Origin of the sequence: Streptomyces lonarensis (genome assembly GCF_012033735.1) — a bacterium.
Taxonomy (GTDB): domain Bacteria; phylum Actinomycetota; class Actinomycetes; order Streptomycetales; family Streptomycetaceae; genus Streptomyces; species Streptomyces lonarensis.
In genome coordinates this window covers 1-21,638 of sequence record NZ_JAAVJD010000015.1, presented here as the reverse complement: position 1 = coordinate 21,638, position 21,638 = coordinate 1, and the positions used below count along the sequence as shown (strand labels likewise).

The following is a 21,638-nucleotide window of genomic DNA, read 5'->3' as shown; positions in this document are numbered from 1 at the left end:
CCGCGCGTCCCCGACGCCGCCCCAGGCGGCGGCCGGCGGCCTCCCCTGCGCCGACGCGCCCCACCCACGTGCCGCGGAACCCCCGCGGCTGTCCGAGAGGAAACACCCCACCGTGAACACCACCCCGCGGATCACCACGGCTCGCCGTCGCGCCGTACCGGCCGTCGCCCTGACCGCCCTGACCGCCCTGGTGCTGTCGGCCTGCGGCAGCGGCGAGGACGACACCACGTCGGCGGCCGACGACGCCGCCACCGAGGAGTCCGCCGCACCGGTCACCGACCCGGTCAACGACCCGCTGGTCGCCACCTTCGACGGCGGCCTGCTCGTCCTGGACGGCGAGACCCTCGACGTCGCCGCCGAGATCGAGCTCGACGGCTTCAACCGCCTCAACCCCGCCGGTGACGACCGGCACGTCATGGTCTCCACCTCGGCGGGCTTCCGCGTGCTGGACGCCACCACCGGCGAGTTCAGCGGCACCGAGTTCCCCGGCGACACCCCCGGCCACGTCGTGCGGCACGCGGACAAGACCGTGCTGTTCTTCGACGGCACCGGCGAGGTCATCGTCTTCGACCCGACCGAGCTGGCCGACGGCGACCCCGAGCCGAGCCGCACCTGGACCGCCGAGCACGCGCACCACGGCGTCGCGGTGGAACTCTCCAACGGCGAGCTGCTCACCACTCTCGGCGACCCCGAGTCCCGCATCGGCGCCATGGTGCTGGACGCGGACGGCGAGGAGATCGCCCGCAACGAGGACTGCCCCGGCGTCCACGGTGAGGCGGCGGCGCAGGACGAGACGCTGGTGGTCGGCTGCCAGGACGGCCTGCTGATCTACCAGGACGGCGCCTTCACCAAGATCGACAGCCCGGACGACTACGGCCGCATCGGCAACCAGGCCGGCAGCGACAACTCCCCGGTGGTGCTGGGTGACTACAAGAGCGACCCCGACGCCGAGCTGGAGCGCCCGGAGCGCGTCGCCCTGGTGGACACCGCCACCGGCGAGCTGAACCTGGTCGACCTGGGCACCAGCTACACCTTCCGCTCGCTGGGCCGCGGCCCGGCCGGTGAGGCGCTGGTGCTGGGCACCGACGGTGCGCTGCACGTCATCGACCCGGAGGCCGGCGAGGTCACCGACTCGATCGCCGTCATCGACTCCTGGGAGGAGCCGCTGGACTGGCAGCAGCCCCGTCCGGCGCTGTTCGTGCGCGGCGGGACGGCCTACGTCTCGGCGCCGGCCACCGACGAGCTGCACGCGGTGGACCTCGCCTCGGGTGAGATCACCGCCTCGGTGACGCTGCCCTCGGCGCCCAACGAGCTGACCGGCGTGGTCGCCGGCCACTGAACCGCGCCGGCCACTGAGCCACAACGGCCGCTGAGCCGCGACGGTCACTGAACCGCGACGGCGGCTGCGCCCGGACGGGCGCCGCCGCCCGGAACGCCCGTGGCCCGGACCCGCTGAAGCGGGTCCGGGCCACGGGCGTTCGCGCCGGGGGCGGGACGGCGGGTCAGGCCGCCTTGGGGAGCTTGCCGACGAGGGCGGTCAGCTCGGCCAGCTCGGCCTCGGTGAGGTCGGTGAGCGGCGGGCGGACCGGGCCGGCGGTGCGGCCGACGGCCGTCAGGCCGGCCTTGACGATGCTGACGGCGTAGCCCGCCTCGCGGTTGCGGATCTCCGTGTAGGGCAGCACGAACTCCCGCAGGTGGCTCAGGACGGTGTCGTGACGGCGCTCGCGGACGGCGGTGTAGAAGTCGAGCGCGAACTCCGGCAGGAAGTTGAAGATCGCCGAGGAGTAGGTGGTGACGCCCAGCTCCAGGTAGGGCAGGGCGAACAGCTCCGCGGTGGGCAGACCGCCGATGTAGGTGAAGCGCTCGCCGAGGCGGGCGTAGATGCGGGTCATCGCCTCGATGTCGCCGCGGCCGTCCTTGTACCCGACGAGGTTGGGGCAGCTCTCCGCCAGCCGCTCCAGGGTGTCCGGCGCGTAGACCGCGTTGGCGCGGGAGTAGACGACGACGCCCAGGTCCGTCGCCTTGCAGACGGCCTCGACGTGGTCCGCCAGGCCGTTCTGGCCGGCCTCGGTGAGGTAGGGCGGGAACAGCAGGATGCCGTCGGCGCCGGCGCGCTCGGCGGACTGCGCCAGCTCGATCGCGGTGCGGGTGCCGTAGCCGGCCGGCGCCAGGATCGGGGTGCCGGCGGGCGCCGCGTCGACGGCGGCGGCGGTGACCTGCTCCACCTCGGCGGGGGTGAGGGAGAAGAACTCGCCGGTGCCGCCGGCGGCGAACAGCCCGCCGACCTCGTACTGGCCGAGGTGGGCGACGTGCTCCCGGTAGGCGGCCTCGTCGAAGCTCAGGTCCTCACGGAAGTGGGTGACGGGGAAGGACAGCAGGCCGGAGCCGATGCGGCGGGCGAGCTCGTCGGGGGCCAGGGTCATGGCGGGGTGCTCCTCGGGAGTCGGAGGTCGGAACAGGGGGCGGGTGCGAAGCGGGGGGCGCCGCGCGGTGGCGGGCGCCGGTGCGGCGGGTGCCGCCGGTCAGCGGACGCCGACCTCGTGGGTCTCGGTCGTCCAGGCGCGCGCCTGGTCGGTGAGGGTGACGCCGAGACCGGGGCGGGAGGGGACCCACATGCGGCCGTCGCGGGTCTCCAGCCGCTCGTTGAACAGCGGCTCGAGCCAGTCGAAGTGCTCGACCCACGGCTCGCTGGAGTAGGCGGCTGCCAGGTGGAGGTGGATCTCCATGGCGAAGTGCGGCGCCAGCTGCAGGTTGTGGTGCTCGGCGAGGGTGGCGAGCTTGAGGAACTGGGTGATCCCGCCGATGCGGGGTGCGTCGGGCTGGATGATGTCGGCCGCGTCGTGCCGGATGAGTTCGTAGTGCTCCGCGACGCTGGCCAGCATCTCGCCGGTGGCGATCGGGGTGTCCAGGGAGGCGGCGAGCGCGGCGTGGCCCTTGGCGTCGTAGGCGTCGAGGGGCTCCTCGATCCAGACGAGGCCGAACTCCTCCAGCGCGCGGCCCATGCGCTGGGCGGTGGGCCGGTCCCACTGCTGGTTGGCGTCGACCATGAGGGGGGCGGTGTCCCCGATGCGCTCGCGGACAGCGCTCACCCGGGCGAGGTCGACGCCGGCCTCCGGGTGGCCGACCTTGATCTTGATGCCGCCGATCCCGTTCTCCAGGGTGGCGGTGGCGTTGTCCAGCACCTCCTCGATGGGGGTGTGGAGGAAGCCGCCGGAGGTGTTGTAGCAGCGGACCGAGTCCCGGTGGGCGCCGAGCAGCTTGGCCAGCGGCAGTCCGGCGCGCTTGGCCTTGAGATCCCACAGCGCGATGTCGAAGGCGGCGACCGCCTGGGTGGCGAGGCCGCTGCGGCCCACCGAGGCACCCGCCCACACCAGCTTGGTCCAGAGCTTCCCGATGTCGCTGGGGTCCTCCCCCACCAGCACCGGGGCGATCTCCCGGGCGTGGGCGAACTGCCCGGGGCCGCCGGCGCGCTTGGAGTAGCTGAAGCCGATGCCCTCGTGGCCCTGCTCGGTGCCGAGCTCCACGAAGAGGAAGGCGACCTCGGTCATGGGCTTCTGGCGGCCGGTGAAGACCTTGGCGTCGCTGATCGGGGTGGCCAGCGGCAGCTGGACCGAGGAGAGCTTGATCCAGGCGATGCGGTCGAGGGTCGCCTCCCCGGCAACCTGGGCGGCGTTGGTGGGCGTGAGCGTCATGGTCACCACTTCGGTCCGTGCGGTGGCGTGCGGGCCCGGGAGCGGCGGCGTCCCGGCCGGGCGGCTGCGCCGCGGGGTTCGGGGCCGACCGCGGAAGGGGCTCGCCGCGGGGCTTGTCCTCGAACCTAGGCCCGGGCGATGATCCACGTCCAACATTGTTTTTGCATGCTGCGATACCCGAACGGCATCGCAGGACCTTCCGGCACAGCGCAGGGCGTCGCCCGGCAGGGCCGAGCCGCTCGCAGGAGGTGGTTGTGTTCACGCTCGCACAGCTGACGGGGTTCGTCGCCGTCGCGGAGGAGCTGCACTTCACGCGCGCCGCAGAGCGGCTGCGCATGACGCAGCCGCCGCTCAGCCGCCAGATCCAGCAACTGGAGCAGAGCCTGGGGGTGAGCCTGCTGGAGCGCACCAACCGTTCGGTGCGGCTGACCCCGGCGGGCCGGGCGTTCCTGAGCGAGGCCCGCCGCCTGCTGCGCCAGGCGGAGCACGCCACGGTCGCCGTGCGGCAGGTCGCCACCGGCCGGGGCGGCCGGGTCGCGGTCGGTTTCACCGCCGCCGCCGCCCACGCCGGCCTCGGCGACCTGCTCGGGGCGGCGCGCGAGGCGATCCCTGACGCGGAGGTGGTGCTGCGCGAGCTGGTGACCCGGGACCAGCTGGAGGCGCTGGCGGAGGGCTCGCTCGACCTGGGCATGGTGCGCCCCACCGCGATCGGCCCGGACCTGCGCAGCCGGCCCGCGAGCCGGGAGGCGCTGCTGGCGGCTGTGCCGCTGACGCACCCGCTGGCCGGGAGCGAGGCGCCGCTGACGCCGTCCGACTTCCACGGCCAGGAGTTCCTGATGTACTCGCCGGTCGAGGCGCGTTACTTCCACGAGCTGCTGATCAGTCTCTTCCGGGCGGCGCGGGTCGCCCCCGTCTTCACCCAGTACCTGAGCCAGGTGCACAGCATCCTCGCGCTGGTGGACGCGGGCTGGGGGGTGGCGCTGGTACCGGAGTCGGCGCGCCGGATGCGGTTCGCCGGGGTGCGGTTCCTGCCGCTGGAGCTGCCGGAGCCGGAGCCGGTCGAACTGGCGCTGGTGTGGCGCGCCGCCAACGACAACCCGGCGCTGCACGTACTGCTCCGGCAGCTGTGAGCCGCGCCCCGGGGCGGCGGCGAGGGCTTTCGGGCAGGCGCGGGGCGACGGTGTCAGCCAGTGAGGCCCGGGCCGTCCGGGTCGTCGGCACCGGCGGTCGCGGTGGCGTCCTCGGCGGCGGTGAGCCAAACGTCGATGCCGTCCCGCCGGAACAGCGGCGCGGCGAGGAGGACCGCGAGGTGCGCCCCGACGAGGGTGGCCGCCACTGCGGGCACCGACGCGAAGAGGCCGCCGGCGCCGACGACCACCAGCACGCACCCGCCGAGGGCGAGCAGGCCGGTGCACAGGAGCAGTACCCGCAGTCGTCGCAACCGGCGTCGTGGTCGGTGGCCCGGCATCCGTCCTCCTCACGCGGCGGACGAGGTGAACCGCCGACGTCCGGCAGGACGCGCGTCCCCGGCGGTCGGTTCCGTCCGGGCACGGCGAAGGCCCGGCCGCACGGCGGGCGTTGCCGTGCGGCCGGGCCTTGCGCGTGGGGTCAGCGCTTCCAGTTGATGAAGCCCGCGCCCTCGTTCTCGTACTCGAACGCGGTGATCTCGGTGATGCCCCAGGGGCCACCGATGTTCTTGTAGGTGAAGCCCTCGAGCTCGGTTTCGTAGGCGTAGCCGGCCTTGAGGTGACCGTGGTCACCGGCGAAGGCGGTACCGGCGGAGCCGGCGAGCGCGGCGACGGCGAAGGTGCCGGCAACGACTGCGGAGCGAATACGCATGGGAGATGACCTCCAAGGTGTACGGAAAGGTACGGAGGCAACACTTCCCGTGACGAAGGCGGTCTGCAACCTCCTCTCGCGGCACAACACCCGAACGGCGGGTAGGGCGTGCGCGGTTCGGCGGAGCCACGGCGCGGCGGGCGGACTCGGCGGCTCGGCGGGGCCCGTGACGGCGACGGCCGCCCGCGCCCCGTTTCGGGGTGCGGGCGGCCGTCGCGGAGCCGGCGTGCCGGTGGTCAGTCGGCGGTGCCGACCGAAGCGGTGGCGGGCTCGCCGCCGGGGGCGCCGGCCTTCTCCGCCAGGGGCGGCGGGGTGGGCTGGACCGGGGGCTTGCGGACCAGGAACGAGGCGGCCGCTCCGATCGCCGCGAGCGCGGCGCCGATGAGGAAGGCGCCGTGGATGCCGTCGGCGAGGGCGACGACCGGGCCGTTGCCCTCGTCGGCGGAGGCCGTGGTGCCGCGCGTCATCATCGTCACGAAGAGCGCGGTACCGGCGGCGCCGGCGAGCTGCTGGAGGGTGCTGACGATGGCACTGCCGTGGGAGTACAGCGCCGGCTCCAGCGAGCCGAGCGCGGAGGTCATCAGCGGCGTCATCATGAAGCCCAGCGAGACGCAGAGGAAGACGTGGATCGCCACCACCGTCCCGGCCGAGGAGCCGGTGCCCAGCGTGGTCATGGCGACCAGGGCGGTGGTCATGCCGAACGCTCCGGGGATCACCAGCGGCCGGGGACCGTGCCGGTCGAACAGCCTGCCGACGAGCGGCGCGATGAGCCCCATGGTGAGACCGCCGGGGAGCAGGATCAGCCCGGTCTGCAGCGTGGTCAGGTTCAGCACGCTCTGGAGGTAGATCGGCAGCAGGATGAGCGAGCCGAAGAGCGCGCCCATGCAGAGCACCATCATCAGCACGCCCACCGCGAAGCTGCGCTGGGTGAAGGTCCGCAGATCCAGCAGGGCGCGGTCGACGCGTTGGAGCACGGTCTGCCGGAGCACGAAGAGGACGAGTGCGACCACGCCGATGCCCACGGGGAGCAGCGGCGGCACCGGCACGTCGCCGTCGGCGGCCTTGCCGATGCTGCTGAGGCCGTAGATCAGGCCGCCGAAGGCGAGGGCGGAGAGCAGGATCGACAGGACGTCGAACCGCACCGCGCGCGGCGTGGTGACGTTGCGGACGAGGACCGCGCCGAGGCAGAGGCTCAGCAGCGCGACGGGCACGACGACCAGGAACAGCCAGCGCCAGGAGAGCACCGAGAGGATCAGCCCGGAGAAGGTGGGCCCGATGGCCGGGGCCACGGCGATGACGATGGAGATGAGCCCCATGGTCCGGCCGCGGCGTGAGACCGGGACGAAGTTGAGGACGGTGGTCATCAGCAGCGGGATCATCAGGGCGGTGCCGGTGGCCTGGACGATGCGGCCGAAGAGCAGCACCTCGAACCCGGGCGCGGCAGCGGCGATGATCGTGCCGCTGTTGAAGAGCCCCATGGCCGTCAGGAAGACCGTCCGGGTGGAGAACCGCTGCAGGATCAGGCCCGTGGTCGGAATGACGACAGCCATGGTCAGCAGGAACCCGGTGGTGAGCCACTGGGCGGTGGCCGCGGTGATGTCGAGGTCCTCCATGAGCCGCGGCAGCGCCACGGACATGATGGTCTCGTTCAGGATGACGACGAAGGCCGAGACGACCAGCAGGGCGATGACCGTCTTGATCTCGCGGGGTATCGCGTCGTCCTGCGGCTTCGTTTCCGGCGCGTCGGGGCCGGCGACGGGAGTGCCGCTGTCAGCGGACATGCGGGGGCCTTTCCGGGTGTGCGTGCGATGCGTCGACGTCGGCCGGGCGGCCGGCGGCGCGGTGGCTCTCCCGGGGCCCCGTGGGACCGACTCGGGGACGGATGACACCCTACGCGAATCGTGTCACCAGGTGCCAGGCAATTCACTTGCTACCATCGCGGCATGCCAGGACAGCCCACCGGTCTGCGTGAACTGACGCGCCGTACCGTGCGTTCCCGCATCACCGAGGTGGCCGAGGAGATGTTCGCCACTGAGGGGTTCGAGGCGACGACGGTCGAGGCGATCGCCGAGCGCGTCGGCATGTCCAAGCGCAGCTTCTTCCGCTACTTCGCCAGCAAGGAGGACGTGGTCCTCCACCGCTACGAACAGCTCGGCGAGCGGTTCGCGGAACGGTTGCTCGCCCGTCCGGCGGGCGAGGACGACTGGGAGGCGCTGCGCCGCACCTTCGACCTCGTGGTGACCGAGTTCGAGGACCCCGGGGACCGCGCCAGGGGCGCCGCCCTCCAACGGATCGTGCAGGACAGCCCGACGCTGCTCGCCGCGTATCTGGAGCAGATGGAGCGGTTGCAGCAGCGGCTGACCGTGGGGGTGCGCCACCGGCGCAGCGGGGAGTGCGTACCGCCCGGGCCGGAGGAGATGCTGCTCTGCGCGCTGGTCGGCTCCGCGCTGTGCTGCCTGCAGACCGCGATCTCGCACGCCGTCCGCGGCTCGGACCCGGCCGACGTCGGGACCCGGCTGGACACGGTGATGGCCGCGCTGCGCCCCGGCTCGCTGCCCGCAGCCCTCCTCCCGCCGCCCGCTCAGGCGGGGGACGCCGCGCCGGCGGAGGCCGGAGCGGCGGGGGACGACGCGCCCGCGGCCGGCGAGCGCGTTCCCTGCGACTGCCTCTCCTGAGCGGGCCGCGCCGCCGGGTGACCGCGAGCGGGTGACATCGCTGCCCGGGCGCGGGGCACCCGGGCAGCGCGGGGTCACTCCGCGGCTGCCGGCGGGCCGGCGGCCCGGCGGCGCCGCGCCCGCAGGCCGAGCAGGGCGTCCACGGCAAGGAAGGCCAGCAGGGAGATGCCGAGCAGCGGGACGAACCAGCCGATCAGCACGGTGAGCGCGGCTCCCGGCAGCAGGACGGCCAGCGGCACCCGGCGCCACGCGCCGCGCGCGGGCGGACGGCCCCAGCCCCGCGGCTCGCGGGTGGGACGCCGCTGCCACCACATCCGGTAGCCCATCACGACGACCGCGACCAGGGCGCCGGTCAGCGCGATCAGCGCCAACTGGTTGGGCAGCCCGAACAGCAGCCCCATGTGGCCGTCGACACCGACCCGGGCCAGCTTGGCGGCGAGCGGCCAGTCGTCGAACCGGACGGTGTCGGTGACCACGGCGCTGGCGCTGTCGACGGCGACGGCGTCGTGGCGGATCGGCCAGTTCTGCTTGATCTCCTTGACGACGTAGGCGGCGCCCGGCTCGGCGGGGTAGACGATCTCGACGGGGGCGCGCAACCCCATGCCCTCGGCGGCCTGGCGGGCGAGTTCGGGGCCGATGTCGGGGGCGTCGCCGCCGGCCTCCACCCCGTGGCCACCGTGGCCGCCGTGGTCGCCGTGGTCGCCGTGGTCGCCATGATCAGCGTGGTCCCCGTGGTCGCCCGGGGCGGTGCCGCCGTCGGGGGTGGTCGCCACGGTGGGCGTCTGCCAGCTGAGCGATGCCCGGAGGTCGGTGACGTTGGCTCCGGCGTACTGCGACCAGGTCAGGCCGGTGGCGGCGAGCGCCATCAGCCCGACGGAGATCCACAGCCCGATCACGCCGTGCCAGGTGAGCGTCGCCCGGCGGCCGCGGAGCCCGCGCTCGGGCACCAGGGTGCGGCGCAGCCGGTTGGCCTCCCGGCGCCGGCCGACCCAGAGCACGACGCCGCCGGCGGCCACCACGACCAGCCAGCTGGCCGCCAGCTCGCTGTAGAGTCGGCCGAAGTCCCCGAGGTGGAGACCGCGGTGCATCTCGTCGATCCACCAGCGTGCCGGCAGCGCACCGGAGCTGCCGTAGACCTCCAGCGCGCCGATGACGTCCGCCGTGTAGGGGTCGACGAAGACGCCGAGGCGGTGCGAGGGCCCGAGGTCGGGGAGGGTGAGCAGCACCCGGGTGGTGTCGCCGGGTTCGGCGCCGGGGCGCACTCCGCTGATGGTGCCGTCCGGGTACTCCTCGCGGGCCGCCGCGACCTGCTCGTCGACGGAGAGCACCTGCTCGCCGACCGGGACGCGGAGGTGGTCGGAGTAGATGATCCGCTCCGCCGGCACGGCCGCGGCGTAGAGCATGCCGGTGAGGGCGGCGATGACGAGGAACGGGGCTATGAGGAGCCCGGCGTAGAAGTGGAGCCGGAGCACCAGGGCCCGGAAGCCGGAGCGGGAGCGCCGTCCGGTCCCGGTCCGCTCGGGCGGGGACTCTTCACCGGCCTCGCGCAGGTGGGGGGTTGCTGACACGGCCTGACTCCTTCACTCCGCGCGAGCCGACTGGTTCTGCTCGACGCGTCGTCGGTGGTGGTCGGGCCGGAACGCTTGTACGTTCCCGCGACTGGTGTTCTGTGATGCAGCTCACAGCAAGCTGACCGGTGGGTTGCACCCCGTGCTCTCCGGGGCGCTCCGGAACAGTTTTCGGCACGCGAGAGGTTGAGTCGGCGGCGGGATGTGGGGAGCATGTCCGCATCATGCGACCGGGACGGGCACTTCGCGGCATCAGGGCGGCGGTCTTCGCCGCCGTCTGCGTGCTGCTCGCCGCGGTCGGGCACGCGCACGCCGGCGAACCGGCGCCGCTGTCGCTCGCGCTCCCGGCGCTGTTCGTCCTCGCCGCCGTCTCGTGGACGGCGGCCGGTGGGCGGCGGGGCACGGTCGCGGTGACCGCCGCCGCCGTGGGCAGCCAGGCGGCGCTGCACCTCCTCTTCACGCTCGGCGCCCCGGGGCACTCCCCCGCACCCCACGGGGAGCACGCGGCCCACGCGCACCTGGCCGCGGGCCACTCCCCCGCGGTGCATGACGCGGCGGGCGGCGGCCCGCTGGGCCTCTCGCTCGCCATGGCGGCGGTGCACCTGCTCGCCGCTCTGGTCTCCGGGTGGTGGCTGGCGCAGGGCGAGCGGGCGGTCTTCCGACTGCTCGCCCGGACCGGCGCCCGCCTGACCGTCCGCCGCGTGGTCCCGGCGCCGCCGCCCGCGCTGCCCGGGCTCCGCGCCCCGGCGGCGTACGCCGCCCCCTCACGGGCCCGGTTGCTGCTGCACTCGCTGATCTCGCGCGGCCCGCCGCGGGGACGCGCTGTCGCCTGACGACAGCCGGCACCATCCCGGCGCTTCCCGGCGCCGGGGGGCCTGGCCGCGTCCGCGGCCCGGCGGTTCCCGGTGCCCGGCCCCGACGCCGTGGCGCCCCGACCGTGACGAGGACCTTGTGAGCACCCCCACTTCGCTCCAGCCTGCCCACGCACCGGTTCCCCCCGCTCTCCCCCACCCCCGCCGGGCCCGTCGCGCCGGCGCCCCCGCCTCACGGGCGGCCCGCACGGAGCCGGCCGACCGCACCGACATCGCACGGCGGGCCGCCCGCTCCGGCGCCCCGGAGGACGTCGCCCGGTTCGTCACCGCCTTCGAGCCGGACGTCCGCCGGTACATCACCTTCCTGCGACCGGACACCGACGGCGTCGACGACCTGACCCAGGAGACCCTGCTGCGCGCGATCGCGAGCCTGCCCCGGTTCGAAGGGCGGTCGTCCGCCCGAACATGGCTGCTGTCGATCGCCCGGCGAACGGTGGTCGACAGCGTGCGGCAGGCGTCGGCCCGCCCCCGGTTCACCGACGTGCCGGACTGGCGGCAGGTCGCCGAGCGCCGGCAGGACACCGGAACACCGCCCGGGTTCGAGGAGGGCGTCGCGCTGCGGGAACTCCTGGAGCGGCTCCCCGCCGAGCGCCGCGAGGCGTTCGTCCTCACCCAGGTGTGGGGGCTGCCCTACGAGCGGGCCGCGGCCGTCTGCGACTGCCCGGTGGGAACCGTGCGCTCCCGAGTGGCGCGGGCCCGTGCGGAACTGCTGCGGCTGCTGGCCGCCGCGGAGTCCCCGGCACCGGCCTGCCGGGCGGGCGACGACTGAGGCCCCTCCCCCGCGGGGGGCCGCGTCGGGACGCGGCCGCCCGCGGGGTGTCGACGGGCCGGGGCTCAGCGCTCGCGGGACCGGAGCGGCAGCTCCGCACGGACGCGCCAGCCGCCGCGCTCGCGCGGCCCGGAGGTCAGCGTGCCGCCGGCCCCTGCCACCCGTTCGGTCAGCCCCATGAGCCCGAAGCCGCCGCTGCCGGCGGACGGCGCGTCCCCGGCGACGCCGTCGTCCGTGACCTCCACCACCAGCCAGTCCCGGGAGTCGGCGGCGCGGTCCACCGCCACCCCGACGTGCCGGGCCCCCGTCGCGTACTTCCGGGCGTTGGTCAACGCCTCGCGGACGACCCGGTGCGCGACGCCCGCCGTTTCCGCCGACACCTCCCGGGGGCCGAGCCCGGCGCCGATGTGCAGGGTGGCCGGCACCCCGCCGGCGGAGAACTCGTCCGTCAGCTCCCGCAGCGCCGACAGCTCACCGGGGCCGGGCCCGGCCGGGGTGGCGGAGTCGCGCAGGTGCGAGACCATCGCACGCATCGACCCCAGCGCCTGGGAGCCGGCCTCCTCGATCTCGGCGAGCATCCGGTCGATGGCCTCGGGCGACTGCGACTCCGCGGTGTACCGCGCGGCGCGGGTGCGCGCGACGATCGCGGTGACGTGGTGGGCGACGAAGTCGTGCAGATCCCGGGCGTACTCGATCCGCTGGGCCTGGAGGACCGCTTCCCGCTGCCGGGCGCGGAGCGCGTCGTAGAGGCGCAGGCACAGCCCGAGGACCACGACCAGCGGCATGAGGAGGACCAGGGCCAGCAGCAGGATCTCGATCCTGCCGTCGCCCCAGTCCTGGAGCCGCAGCGGCATGAGCACGACCGTCGCGGCCACCGCGGCCATCAGCGCGGTCGCACGGCCCGGGCGCAGCTGCCGCACCACGCGGACCCCGAGGCACAGCAGCAGGAGCAGTTCCGTCGCACCGAAGGTGTTCTCCGCCCGGTCCTGCAACCCGCCCGCCACCAGGGTCACCGCGCCGGAGACGAGCACCGCGGCGGTGGCCGCGCGCGCGAACCGGTACCGGGGTACGAGGAGCGCGGCGAGCACCGTGACCCCGGCGGCCAGGTAGCCGACGCGCACCGCCCACGCCGGGGGGTTCGCCGCCTCCAGGAACAGCAGCAGGAGCACCAACGCGACCGCGGGGGCGAGCAGCGCGTGGCGCAGGCGGAGACGTGCGCGCAGGGACCGGATCATGCCCGGGACGTTACGCCACGCGCCACGGGTCGACGGCCCGGCAGGAAGGCCGTGGGGGAAAGGGCCGGTTTCGGTTACCGGACAGCGGGGGCCCGCCCCTGTTCGTCTGAGGTGCTGCCGAGTCAGCCGGAAGCGGGTGATGCTGGGTGGTCAAGGCCGCACCGGCATTTCCGCCCTGCCGCCGCTCCTCAGCGGCCGGGACACCGGGGCGCCGGGTCCTCGACTCAGGACCGGGCGCTGTGCAGGGGGTCGCGAGCCCCGTGCCCACTGGTCTTGCATTACAGGAGGCACTGTGTCACTACCAGCATCCGCCGGATCGACGACTGACGTCGGCCGGCTGCCGTTCAGCGGCGAACTGGACATGGACAGCGTTCCGGGCGTCAGCGCGCGGGCCGCCGAGCTGAGGGCGAACGGCGCGACCTGCCTCGTCCTTGATGTGCGGCACATCACGTTCGCTGATTCCACCGCTGTCAACCTGCTCCTCCAACTACGACAGGACGGCCCTCTCACGCTGCGCGGCCCCTTGCCGGAGCAGCTCTTCCGCCTGCTCGAACTGACCGGGACCCTCCCGATGTTCGAGATCGACGAGACCGGGTCCACGGACGCCGCCTGACCGGGCGACGCACCGCTCCGCACCCCGCTCCCGCGCCCACAGCAGGCGCCGGAGCGGGGTCTTTTCGTGCCGCCGGAGAGCGGCTGCCGTACCGGCGCCTCGGCCGCACACCTGGGCGACGACCGGACCTACGGCACCGGTCCCGGCAGGCTGGGGCAGTGCTCGAAATCTCCGCATCCACCCTGTTCCTCCACGCCCGTTCCGCCATTTTCGGCGCGCTTTGCGCCATTCCCAGCGATCGAACAGGGCGTATGTTCGTGAGGCCGCCCAGTGTCGCCGGACGCGCGTACGACACACGCTTCCGGGCAGGCGCGCTGTGCGAGGAAGAGACGGAGGAACATCGTGGTGGAGACCCTGCGCTTCGACAGCGACGACCTGGAGGCGACCGAGGCGTTCATGTCGCGGGCGTACACGCCCATGCGCATCGGGGGCAGCCCACACGACACCCGGGCCTCCGTCGTCCGCTCGGCAGCGGGCGGCATGAGCATCGACGAGCTGTCCCTGGGCTACACCATGGCGTACGACGCGGGTGTGCTGAACCGGGTCACGCTGCTGACGATCCACTCCGGCAGCGTCGTCGACACCACCGGCGGCCGTGACGAGGTGTACGGCCCCGGCGAGACCTTCCTCATCACCCAGCCCGACGAGCCCTACACCGGCGAGGTCCGGGCGGCCCGGTACACCGTCGCGATGTTCGACCCCGCTCTGCTGACCCAGGTCGCGGACATCGGCGCCGGCTCGCGCGGCCCGGTCCGCATCACGGGGAACCGGGCGGTGAGCCCGGAGGCGAACCGCCGGCTCGGCGCCGGCCTCGCCTACCTGCGCGACAACGTGCTCGCGACCGCCGAGGACGACAGCCTGGTGGTCGCCACAGCAGCGCGGCACCTCGCCGCCGTCACGCTCGCGTCGCTGCCCACCACCCTGTCGGACGAGACGCCGCACCGGCTCGACAGCCGCGACGCCAACAGTGAGACGCTGCGGCGGGCGATGGCCTTCATCGACGAGAACGCGCACCGCGACATCGGCCTCGCGGACATCGCGGCGGCCTCCTTCGTCACCCCCCGCGCGGCGCAGTACGCCTTCAGCCGGCACGCGGGGACCACCCCGCTGGCGTACCTGCGGCAGGTGCGCCTCGCCGGCGCCCACGCCGCGCTGCGGTCCGGCGGCCCGGGCGCCACCAGCGTCACCTCCGTCGCGGCCGAATGGGGGTTCCCCCACCCGGGCCGCTTCGCCGCCCTCTACCGCGGCACCTACGGCGTGCCGCCGTCCGCGACCCTGTACGGCGGGGACGTCCAGCCGGCCGCCGCCGGCTGAGCCTCGGCAGGCCGGGGAGCGCGGCGCTCGGCAAGTGCCGCGCTCCCCGGCCCCGGAGCGGGTCAGCGACTCGGCGGCGTCGTGCGTGATCGCCCCTCGAATCGTCCGGAAGCAGGCCGCCCCTGGCGTGCCTGGGGCGAACGTACGGCAGGGTGGGGCGCAGCCCCCGGGCGGCACGGTGGAGCCGGAGAGCCCGTGATCCGCCGCCCAGGGCCGAGTCAGGGGAGACTCCACATGCGATCACAGTTCGGACGCACCGGCGGCGCGCACAAGACCGAGCGGGGGCGGGCAGCGAGCCCGTCGGCAGGGCGTGTCAGCGACCAGCGCTCCGGCGTTCCGCCGCACATGGCCGACGTCCTCGCGCTCCAGCGGTCAGCCGGCAACGCGGCCACGGCCCAGGCGCTGACGGTGCAGCGGGCGGGCGCGAGCCGGCACGACGACAGCGACGATTCCGGCCTGGCCTACGGGTCGGACCACGGGACGCCGCCCCCGGAACAGGAGACATCCTTCACCGGCGTGGTGGGCGGCGTTCAGTTCACGAGCAAGACCAACGGACCGTTGATGAGACGCGTACACGCCCTCGTCAGGCGGGTGGCACCGCACATGGGTCAGCAGCTCGCGGCCGCCGGTTCGGTCTCCGTGCAGCTCGGCAGGACTCGCGGTGGCACGCCGGGCGAGTGGCGGCAGGACAGCCGCACCATCGTGCTGGATCAGCGGCTTGCCTCCGCCGACCACCTCACCGGTACGGCGGTCTTCGAGATCCTCAACGCTTCGTCCAGGCACAGAATCGCCGCTCTGGAGGCGGAGGTCGCCGGCGGCGGTGTCGCTGCCCGCGCGCGAGCAAAGGGATGGGACCACCCCGAGAAGTTCTTCGCCATGGAGGTGGAACGCATCGAGTGGGAGAACGGCATGACGCACAAGGCCGCCATGGCGTCTGCCGGCCTGTCGGGCACCCCCGCCGACCTCTTCGGGCAGGAGGGAGGGTTCGTCGAGTTCTACAATCGCCAGGTCGCGAGCGGTCACACGCACAGCTACGAGTTCCGCTACAACCTGCTGCGCGCACAGGCCGATGCAGCGGCCGCCCGCGAGCAGGAAGCCGCCTGGTCTCACGGGGGGCCGCCCGACGAGTCCTCGTCGCACCGCCCTCGGTGATGCCGCCACGGCCCCGCAGGCACTGAGGCGCCGACGCGCGAGGGGCCGCGGCGACGCGCACCCGGTCGGCCCGCGGCTCTCCGCCCGACGCCGTCCCGGTTTCAGAGCGTCAGCCCCCGGGCGCCCGAACGCTCACCCGCACGTCCCGTGGCACCGTCACATACGGGCCACGGGACGTAAGCGAGCAGGAGTTGATGCGTCAGCGGTTGAGTTCGTGGCTCTTGAGCCCGGTGATGAAGGCGGTGAAGGCGGCGGCCGGGACCACTATCACCGGCCCGGAGGTGTTCTTGGAGTCCCGTACCGGGACACTGCCGGTGGCGCGTGCGGTGTTCGGGGCCCACTCCACGCAGGAACCGCCGTTGCCGCTGTAGGAGGACGTGACCCAGTTGGGGGTGACAGAACCGGTCGTCATGGGGCTCCCTTTCGAGCTTGGTGGATCATCTCCACCGACGCTGCCTGCGACAGCGCTTCGGCTTGCAGCCGATGGTATGCCCTCACCAGGGGCACCACGGAAGCCAATTCCCGGTCCAAGTGGCCCTGCGTCTCGGACTCGACGTAGGAGACGACCGCCCGGTCCGGCAAGGTCAGCAGATTGACCAGCCGATTGAAGGGACGTCGCTCCCCCATCGCGTACGGCGCGATCTGCACGACGGTGTGCGGCAGTTCCGCGAACGCGATCAGGTGGTCCAGTTGGGCCTCCATCACCGCCGCCCCGCCGATCGGCCGTCGGATGCAACTCTCGTCCAGCACGGCGATGACGACCGGCGGATTGTGGCGCTCCAGCGCTGCCTGGCGTTCCGCGAGCGACTGGACCCGGTCGGCGGCCTGGTCGGCCGTGATCGAGCCGCATCGGACGCTGTTCGCCTCGATGGCGGTGGCGTACTCCCTGGTCTGGAGGACTCCCGGAATCACGCCGACCTCGAACAGCCGCACCTCGGTGGCCCGCGCCTCCTGGTGCAGGTACTCCGGAAAGCCTTCGAGGAGGACCCCGTGCCGGATCTCCCCCCATTCCCGCACGAACGACTCCGTCGTCCCGTCGAGCTTCAGCGCGACGTCGACTGCCGTGGAGAACTGACGGGTCGGCGGCTTCCGCGCAGTTTCCACCGCGGAGATGTGCCGCCCCGAATACCCAATCTCGGCAGCCAAGGCGTCCTGCTTCCATCCCCGCAGTTCCCGCACGCGCCGTAACCGCGCCCCATATGCCGCCTCGGGACCGGCCTCCGGATTCAGCTCCTTGCGATTTACCAACGTGCCCTCCGGTTCCGCAACGTTGAAGACGTCTCGGCGATAGGCGAATCTCGCACAACGGACCGCTGCACTTTCACGAAAGGAGCGGGCGTGTGCCTCGAACGCGACCATAGCGGCAGCGAGCAGGCCGATGAACCGGGCGACCCGGCGGACCAGGATTGCGGCTCGCCCGCCTCCGAAGCACTCACCACGCTGAAAGCACTGCGCCGCATGGCCGTTGACCTGCGGCGCAGCATCGACACCCACTTCGAGGAGCTGGGCAGGCAATGAGCAGCCACCGTTCTGTCGCACGGTGCACTCCACCGGTGCACACCGGTGAGGCCCGCACTCCCCGCGCGTCGGCCGGGCCCGGATTCGACCACGCTTGCCCGGGTGACCTCGGCCCGTCAGCTGTGACGCCCGGGCGTTCCCGGTGGCCGGTCCTCCCCACCGTGGCCCCATCGTGAAGCGCGCGCCCGGCTCGGGCCGGGCGGACGGCGTGGACGGCTACTGGGCGGAGGCCGTGGTGCGGTCGCCGGACGCGGGAGGTGAGTGGTACCTCTCGGGCACCTGGGCCGACACCCCGGAGGAGGCCGTCGCCTGGCTGCACCGCGAAGCAGAACGCCTCGCCACGGTCCTCGAATCGGTCGAGGAGCCGGCCGCCGGCGCCGAGGCCGAGTACGCCGCGCCGGTCGCCACCGTCTTCCGCGAGTGGACCCGGGATGCCGCCTTCCGGGAGGTGCAGTGCGCGGCCCTCGCGGCCGGGCGCCGCGTCAGCGCCAACGCCCGCGGCATGGACCGCATCTGCGGCGCTTCCGACGTCGAGGTCCTCTACTCCCTCTCGGCCCGCCCCATCCAGCGCCCCGAGCAGCGCCCGCCGCCGTGACACCGGAGCGGGCCGGGTCGAGCCTGGTCAGGTCAGGTCAGGTCAGGTCAGGTCAGTGTGAGAATCGAGGCGTGACGACGGTCTCCGGGGATTTCGAGCTGACCATGGACGAGCTGCGTGCGGTCGCGCGCTTCGCCCTGCAGAGCGCCGAGGAGGTGCTGCCGGTCTTCGAAGCAGTGCACGTGGACGACGCCCGGCCACGGGCGGCCGTCGAAGCCGCCCGCGCCTTCGTCGACGGCGAGCGCCGGACCAAGCTCCAGCGGGTCACCTCACTCGACGCGCACCGCGCCGCCCGCGAGGCGGACTCCGAGCCCGCTCGGCTGGCCGCACGCGCGGCGGGCGACGCCGCCTCCGCCGCCTACCTCCATCCGATCGCCAAGGCCACCCAGGTCGGCCACATCCTGCGCGCCACCGCGAGCGCGGCGCGGGTGGCCGAACTGCGGGCGGGCGACGACCCGGCCGTCGGCCTGGCTCTGATCGAGGAAGCCCGCCAGCGCGCGACGCCTACCGTGATCGGCGTCCTCAACCGCTACCCGCTCGCCCCCACCGGCAGAAGTCGCACGGGCCGGCTCATGAGCCTCCTCGACGCCTCCCTCCGCCGCGACCGGCCCTGACCCGACGGGAGGCCGCCTCACGGGCAACCCGGCGCGTGCTCGACCGGTCGTGAAGCCCCGGCCCCGCGGACCGGCGCGAGCGTCGCCCCAGGACATCTCCTCCTGGACGGGTCAGCCTCCGTCGGTGCGCAGACCCAGCACGCTGTGCTGCACCAGGCCGGCCGGCACATCAGCGGACCCCGAGTCCCGGCGGGTCAACTCCACCAGCCTCGACCTGAGCTCCGACGCCGGTTCACCGAGCACGATGGCGGTGATGACAAGCTCCAACATGAGGCAGTCGTAGCCGTCGTCCGTCCCTTTGTAGCGATCACCATCACGCTCCACCAGCGCGCTGACAATTCGCCGTCCGCCGTTCTCCACCGGCGCGAAAGTCGCCGCGTACACACCGAACCCGGTCCAACTCCGGTGAAGGAAGACGACCTCGCCCTCCGTGAAGACGTCCCACCTCTCGTCCATGTCCCGCGACTGGTAGCCGCGCTGAATGCGACCCCAGTCCTCCTCCGACCAGATCCGCCGGGGAAGCTCCGACATCGGCTGAACACGACACATGGACCGCGTCACGGGATCGGCTGGCATGGGCCGATCGTACGGGCGAAGCCGAACTGCGGTGACCTTCGCTCCACCTGTAGCCGTAGCGCGGGCGGCAAGCGTGGACACCACCCAAGGCCCGAGTGGGAGGGTTTCCCACGAAGAGGCGACGAGACCATTCCGCCGCTTCCTTCCACGGCCTGCTAGCCAATTGCTGCCCCTCGTAGGGGCGATGAGGACTGCGGTGGGTTGCCGTCCGGCTCTCGGACGGCGGCACGTTGCTACCCCTCGTAGGGGCGATGAGGACCCCCCACCGAGGAGGAACCGATGACCGATCTGGCCCGTTGCTACCCCTCGTAGGGGCGATGAGGACAGCTGAAGGAGGTGGAGGCCCGCCGCCCGGAGGTCGCGTTGCTACCCCTCGTAGGGGCGATGAGGACGGCCAGCTCCGGCAGGCCGCGCTGGACGCGGGGCAGTGTTGCTACCCCTCGTAGGGGCGATGAGGACTCACCCACCCCGACCCGGCGCTGGCGGCAAACGCGTGTTGCTACCCCTCGTAGGGGCGATGAGGACCCCAGTGTGAAGGGCCAGGTCAGGGCGCGCCGGGGGTGGGTGGGGCGGGCGGGGTTTTCAGCGGACCTCCGGTTGTGTCGGAAGCCTCGGCGTGTCGCTGAAATCCGGGTTCAGGCTACCCGCCGGGCGGTCGTCCGGCGGGGGTGTTCGGCAGGTCGGTCTCAGCTGCGGTCCCATTTCTGGGCGGGGTTGCCGGAGCACCAGGCGATCTGGAGGTGGGTGCCGTGGGAGGCGTCGCCGTTGGCGACGTCGAGGCACTGGTTGGAGGCGATGTTGACGACGTCCCAGGAGGGCGAGTAGCGCCACTGCAACCGGTCGGAGGTGCCCTGGCAGGTGTCCATGACGACGGATGTCCCGTCGGCCGTGGAGCCGCCGGAGAGGGAGAGGCAGCGTCCGCCGTTGCGGAGCGTGCCGTCGCTGTGGAAGGTCCACTGCTGGGCGCCGCTGCCGTTGCAGCCGGTGATCATGACGCCGCTGCCGACGCCGCCGTCGCGGGGCTGGGCGCAGGTGCCGTTGAGGCCGACGAGCCGTGCCTTGACGGTGGGGAAACGTTCCCGCGCCGGCTCTTCGGAGACCGGGGGTTCCTGGACCGGCGGGGGCGGTGCCGGGCCCTTCTGCGGGGGTTCCTTGTCCTCTTCCGGCGGCGCCGCGGCTTCTTCCTCGGTCTTGCTGCCCGCGTCGTCGGCGGCGACCTCCTCGACCGGGGGCGGCGCGGCCTCCTCCTCGGTCTCCTCCTCGTCCTCCTCCTCGGTGTCCTCTTCCTCCTCGTCCTCCTCCTCGGCCTCGTCCTCCGGCGGTTCGGCGGCGGTGCCGGGGGCGGGGTCGCGGTTGTCGCCGGTGGCGCCGACCGGGGCGGTGGAGGGGGCGGCGGCCTCGGCGGGCGAGTCGCCCAGTCCGGGGATGTGGCCGACGAGGGTGAACGCGGCGGCGGCGCACGCCGAGACCGCCACGGCGGAGGCGAGGGCGCTGTACACCCGTCGGGCCGGTGCGAGGCCGCGGCGGGGGCGGGCGGGCCGTCCCGCGAACGTCTCGGAGAAGCTGCCGCCGGAGCCCGACTTCTGGTCCCGGTGCTCGGGGGCGGGCGGGGTGGTGTCCACCGGCGTCCTTTCGGGGCGGGGCGACGATTCGCGTGGCGGGTACAGGTGGTCAGGGTCCGACGGGAACGTCCTGGGCGTCAAGTGTCATGAGTTGGTCGGCCTGCGGAGTGACGAGTTCGGACATCCGGACGGCCTGGCGTTCCGTCATCGCCTGGAAGATCTGGCGGGCGGTACGGCCGTTGCCGAACGCGGCGTCGCGCGGGATGGCCGCGACGTGCGCGGCGAGCGCGTGCCGGGCGGCCGGGCTCAGCTCGTACTGGTGCTGCTGCGCGTGGTGCTCGACGATGCTGACGACCTCCGGGGTGGAGTAGTCGGCGAAGTGGAGCGTGCGGGTGAACCGGGACGAGAGGCCGGGGTTGGAGGCGACGAACCGCCCCATGTCCTCGGGGTAGCCCGCGGCGATGACAACAACCTCGTCGCGGTGGTCCTCCATCAGCTTCACCAGCGTGGCGACGGCCTCCTGGCCGAAGTCGCTGGCGACGCCGCTGGGCACCAGGGCGTACGCCTCGTCGATGAAGAGGACTCCGCCGTGGGCCCGGCGGAACGCCTCCGTCGTCTTGGGCCCGGTGTGGCCGACGTACTCGCCGACGAGCGCGCTGCGGTCGACCTCCACGAGGTGGCCGCGCTCCAGCAGCCCGAGGGCCTTGAGCAGGCGGCCGTAGAGCCGCGCGACGGTCGTCTTGCCGGTGCCGGGGTTGCCGGCGAAGACGAGGTGGCGGCTGAGCGGCGGGGCCGGCAGTCCGGCGTCCTGCCGCATCCGGACGGTCTGCATCAGCTTGGCCATGCCGCCGACGTCCCGCTTCACGCCTTCCAGGCCTACGAGTTCGTCGAGCTCGGCGAGCAGGTCGGCGAGGGTCTCGGCCGGGGGCTCGCTCTCCCCCGCGTCCGCCGGGTCCTCGACCGCCGGTGCCGCGCCGCCGGGGCGGCCCGCGCCCGAGGGGCGGCGCGTGTCGGAGGGCCCGCCGGCCGGGGCGGGTCCGCCGC

General features: G+C 73.5%; 23 protein-coding genes and 1 CRISPR repeat array. Of the genes, 11 read left to right on the top strand and 12 right to left on the bottom strand.

The features are described 5' to 3' along the window. Positions 1–112 precede the first annotated feature (112 nt). The gene (aztD, locus tag HCN56_RS04125; RefSeq protein ID WP_376770841.1) at positions 113–1,339 is read left to right on the top strand and encodes a zinc metallochaperone AztD; all 1,227 of its coding nucleotides are present in this window, start codon (positions 113–115) and stop codon (positions 1,337–1,339) included. A gap of 163 nt (positions 1,340–1,502) precedes the next feature. Here aztD and kdgD read toward each other — a convergent pair whose 3' ends face one another. After that, the gene (gene kdgD / locus HCN56_RS04120; protein ID WP_167968087.1) at positions 1,503–2,423 is read right to left on the bottom strand and encodes a 5-dehydro-4-deoxyglucarate dehydratase; all 921 of its coding nucleotides are present in this window, start codon (positions 2,421–2,423) and stop codon (positions 1,503–1,505) included. 99 nt (positions 2,424–2,522) lie between these two features. Then, positions 2,523–3,692 (bottom strand): L-talarate/galactarate dehydratase, encoded by a 1,170-nt coding sequence (locus HCN56_RS04115; RefSeq protein WP_167968086.1) that lies wholly within the window; start codon positions 3,690–3,692, stop codon positions 2,523–2,525. 254 nt (positions 3,693–3,946) lie between these two features. Here HCN56_RS04115 and HCN56_RS04110 point away from each other — a divergent pair, with 254 nt between their 5' ends. After that, the gene (locus HCN56_RS04110; protein ID WP_167968085.1) at positions 3,947–4,822 is read left to right on the top strand and encodes a LysR substrate-binding domain-containing protein; all 876 of its coding nucleotides are present in this window, start codon (positions 3,947–3,949) and stop codon (positions 4,820–4,822) included. A 53-nt stretch (positions 4,823–4,875) separates the two neighbouring features. On the opposite strand, the gene HCN56_RS04105 is transcribed toward HCN56_RS04110, so the two are convergent. The 3 genes from HCN56_RS04105 to HCN56_RS04095 form a co-directional block, all read right to left on the bottom strand. Further along, positions 4,876–5,160 (bottom strand): hypothetical protein, encoded by a 285-nt coding sequence (locus tag HCN56_RS04105; protein WP_167968084.1) that lies wholly within the window; start codon positions 5,158–5,160, stop codon positions 4,876–4,878. A 140-nt stretch (positions 5,161–5,300) separates the two neighbouring features. Continuing rightward, a complete protein-coding gene (locus tag HCN56_RS04100) occupies positions 5,301–5,531 on the bottom strand; it encodes a hypothetical protein (protein WP_167968083.1) in 231 nt (76 codons plus the stop codon). A 236-nt stretch (positions 5,532–5,767) separates the two neighbouring features. Continuing rightward, positions 5,768–7,312 (bottom strand): MDR family MFS transporter, encoded by a 1,545-nt coding sequence (locus tag HCN56_RS04095; RefSeq protein ID WP_167968082.1) that lies wholly within the window; start codon positions 7,310–7,312, stop codon positions 5,768–5,770. A 162-nt stretch (positions 7,313–7,474) separates the two neighbouring features. Here HCN56_RS04095 and HCN56_RS04090 point away from each other — a divergent pair, with 162 nt between their 5' ends. Continuing rightward, entirely contained in the window at positions 7,475–8,206 is a 732-nt protein-coding gene (locus HCN56_RS04090) for a TetR/AcrR family transcriptional regulator (RefSeq protein ID WP_167968081.1), read from the top strand. A gap of 74 nt (positions 8,207–8,280) precedes the next feature. On the opposite strand, the gene HCN56_RS04085 is transcribed toward HCN56_RS04090, so the two are convergent. Then, positions 8,281–9,774 carry a PepSY-associated TM helix domain-containing protein gene (locus HCN56_RS04085; protein ID WP_167968080.1) on the bottom strand — a complete coding sequence of 498 codons (1,494 nt, stop codon included), beginning with the start codon at positions 9,772–9,774 and terminating at the stop codon, positions 8,281–8,283. Positions 9,775–9,998: 224 nt separating this feature from the next. On the opposite strand from HCN56_RS04085, the gene HCN56_RS04080 reads away from it, so the two are divergent. Together HCN56_RS04080 and HCN56_RS04075 are read left to right on the top strand one after the other, a co-directional pair. Then, positions 9,999–10,607: a hypothetical protein gene (locus HCN56_RS04080; protein WP_167968079.1), complete on the top strand. Its 609-nt coding sequence runs from the start codon at positions 9,999–10,001 to the stop codon at positions 10,605–10,607. A gap of 118 nt (positions 10,608–10,725) precedes the next feature. Further along, the gene (locus HCN56_RS04075) at positions 10,726–11,415 is read left to right on the top strand and encodes a sigma-70 family RNA polymerase sigma factor (RefSeq protein ID WP_312871037.1); all 690 of its coding nucleotides are present in this window, start codon (positions 10,726–10,728) and stop codon (positions 11,413–11,415) included. A gap of 65 nt (positions 11,416–11,480) precedes the next feature. Here HCN56_RS04075 and HCN56_RS04070 read toward each other — a convergent pair whose 3' ends face one another. Then, on the bottom strand, positions 11,481–12,650 hold the full coding sequence (locus tag HCN56_RS04070; RefSeq protein ID WP_167968078.1) for a sensor histidine kinase: 1,170 nt from the start codon (positions 12,648–12,650) through the stop codon (positions 11,481–11,483). 292 nt (positions 12,651–12,942) lie between these two features. On the opposite strand from HCN56_RS04070, the gene HCN56_RS26910 reads away from it, so the two are divergent. From HCN56_RS26910 to HCN56_RS04055, 3 genes are all read left to right on the top strand, one after another. After that, the gene (locus tag HCN56_RS26910) at positions 12,943–13,263 is read left to right on the top strand and encodes an STAS domain-containing protein (RefSeq protein ID WP_167968077.1); all 321 of its coding nucleotides are present in this window, start codon (positions 12,943–12,945) and stop codon (positions 13,261–13,263) included. Between the two features lie 342 nt (positions 13,264–13,605). Next, positions 13,606–14,577, top strand: a complete 972-nt coding sequence (locus HCN56_RS04060; protein ID WP_312871036.1) for a helix-turn-helix transcriptional regulator — start codon at positions 13,606–13,608, stop codon at positions 14,575–14,577. A 234-nt stretch (positions 14,578–14,811) separates the two neighbouring features. Next, positions 14,812–15,729 (top strand): hypothetical protein, encoded by a 918-nt coding sequence (locus HCN56_RS04055; RefSeq protein WP_167968076.1) that lies wholly within the window; start codon positions 14,812–14,814, stop codon positions 15,727–15,729. Between the two features lie 199 nt (positions 15,730–15,928). Here the strand turns inward: HCN56_RS04055 and HCN56_RS04050 are convergent, their stop codons facing one another. Both HCN56_RS04050 and HCN56_RS04045 read right to left on the bottom strand, forming a co-directional pair. Further along, positions 15,929–16,141 carry a DUF397 domain-containing protein gene (locus HCN56_RS04050; protein WP_167968075.1) on the bottom strand — a complete coding sequence of 71 codons (213 nt, stop codon included), beginning with the start codon at positions 16,139–16,141 and terminating at the stop codon, positions 15,929–15,931. Continuing rightward, complete coding sequence (locus HCN56_RS04045; protein ID WP_245245895.1) at positions 16,138–16,977, bottom strand: helix-turn-helix domain-containing protein; 840 nt, start codon at positions 16,975–16,977, stop codon at positions 16,138–16,140. The genes HCN56_RS04050 and HCN56_RS04045 overlap by 4 nt, the downstream gene beginning before the upstream one ends. A gap of 90 nt (positions 16,978–17,067) precedes the next feature. On the opposite strand from HCN56_RS04045, the gene HCN56_RS04040 reads away from it, so the two are divergent. From HCN56_RS04040 to HCN56_RS04030, 3 genes are all read left to right on the top strand, one after another. Beyond that, positions 17,068–17,247, top strand: a complete 180-nt coding sequence (locus HCN56_RS04040) for a hypothetical protein (RefSeq protein WP_167968073.1) — start codon at positions 17,068–17,070, stop codon at positions 17,245–17,247. A gap of 172 nt (positions 17,248–17,419) precedes the next feature. Next, a complete protein-coding gene (locus tag HCN56_RS04035) occupies positions 17,420–17,842 on the top strand; it encodes a hypothetical protein (RefSeq protein WP_167968072.1) in 423 nt (140 codons plus the stop codon). Positions 17,843–17,913: 71 nt separating this feature from the next. Beyond that, on the top strand, positions 17,914–18,456 hold the full coding sequence (locus HCN56_RS04030) for a putative immunity protein (RefSeq protein ID WP_167968071.1): 543 nt from the start codon (positions 17,914–17,916) through the stop codon (positions 18,454–18,456). 111 nt (positions 18,457–18,567) lie between these two features. On the opposite strand, the gene HCN56_RS04025 is transcribed toward HCN56_RS04030, so the two are convergent. From HCN56_RS04025 to HCN56_RS04015, 3 genes are all read right to left on the bottom strand, one after another. Then, entirely contained in the window at positions 18,568–18,987 is a 420-nt protein-coding gene (locus tag HCN56_RS04025; RefSeq protein ID WP_167968098.1) for a hypothetical protein, read from the bottom strand. Positions 18,988–19,193: 206 nt separating this feature from the next. Beyond that, positions 19,194–19,557: a CRISPR direct-repeat array (repeat unit 31 nt; unit sequence CGTTGCTACCCCTCGTAGGGGCGATGAGGAC). Positions 19,558–19,718: 161 nt separating this feature from the next. Further along, positions 19,719–20,654 carry a ricin-type beta-trefoil lectin domain protein gene (locus HCN56_RS26905; RefSeq protein ID WP_167968070.1) on the bottom strand — a complete coding sequence of 312 codons (936 nt, stop codon included), beginning with the start codon at positions 20,652–20,654 and terminating at the stop codon, positions 19,719–19,721. A gap of 49 nt (positions 20,655–20,703) precedes the next feature. Next, the coding region (locus HCN56_RS04015; RefSeq protein ID WP_167968069.1) for an AAA family ATPase at positions 20,704–21,638 on the bottom strand (935 nt) is incomplete at its 5' end.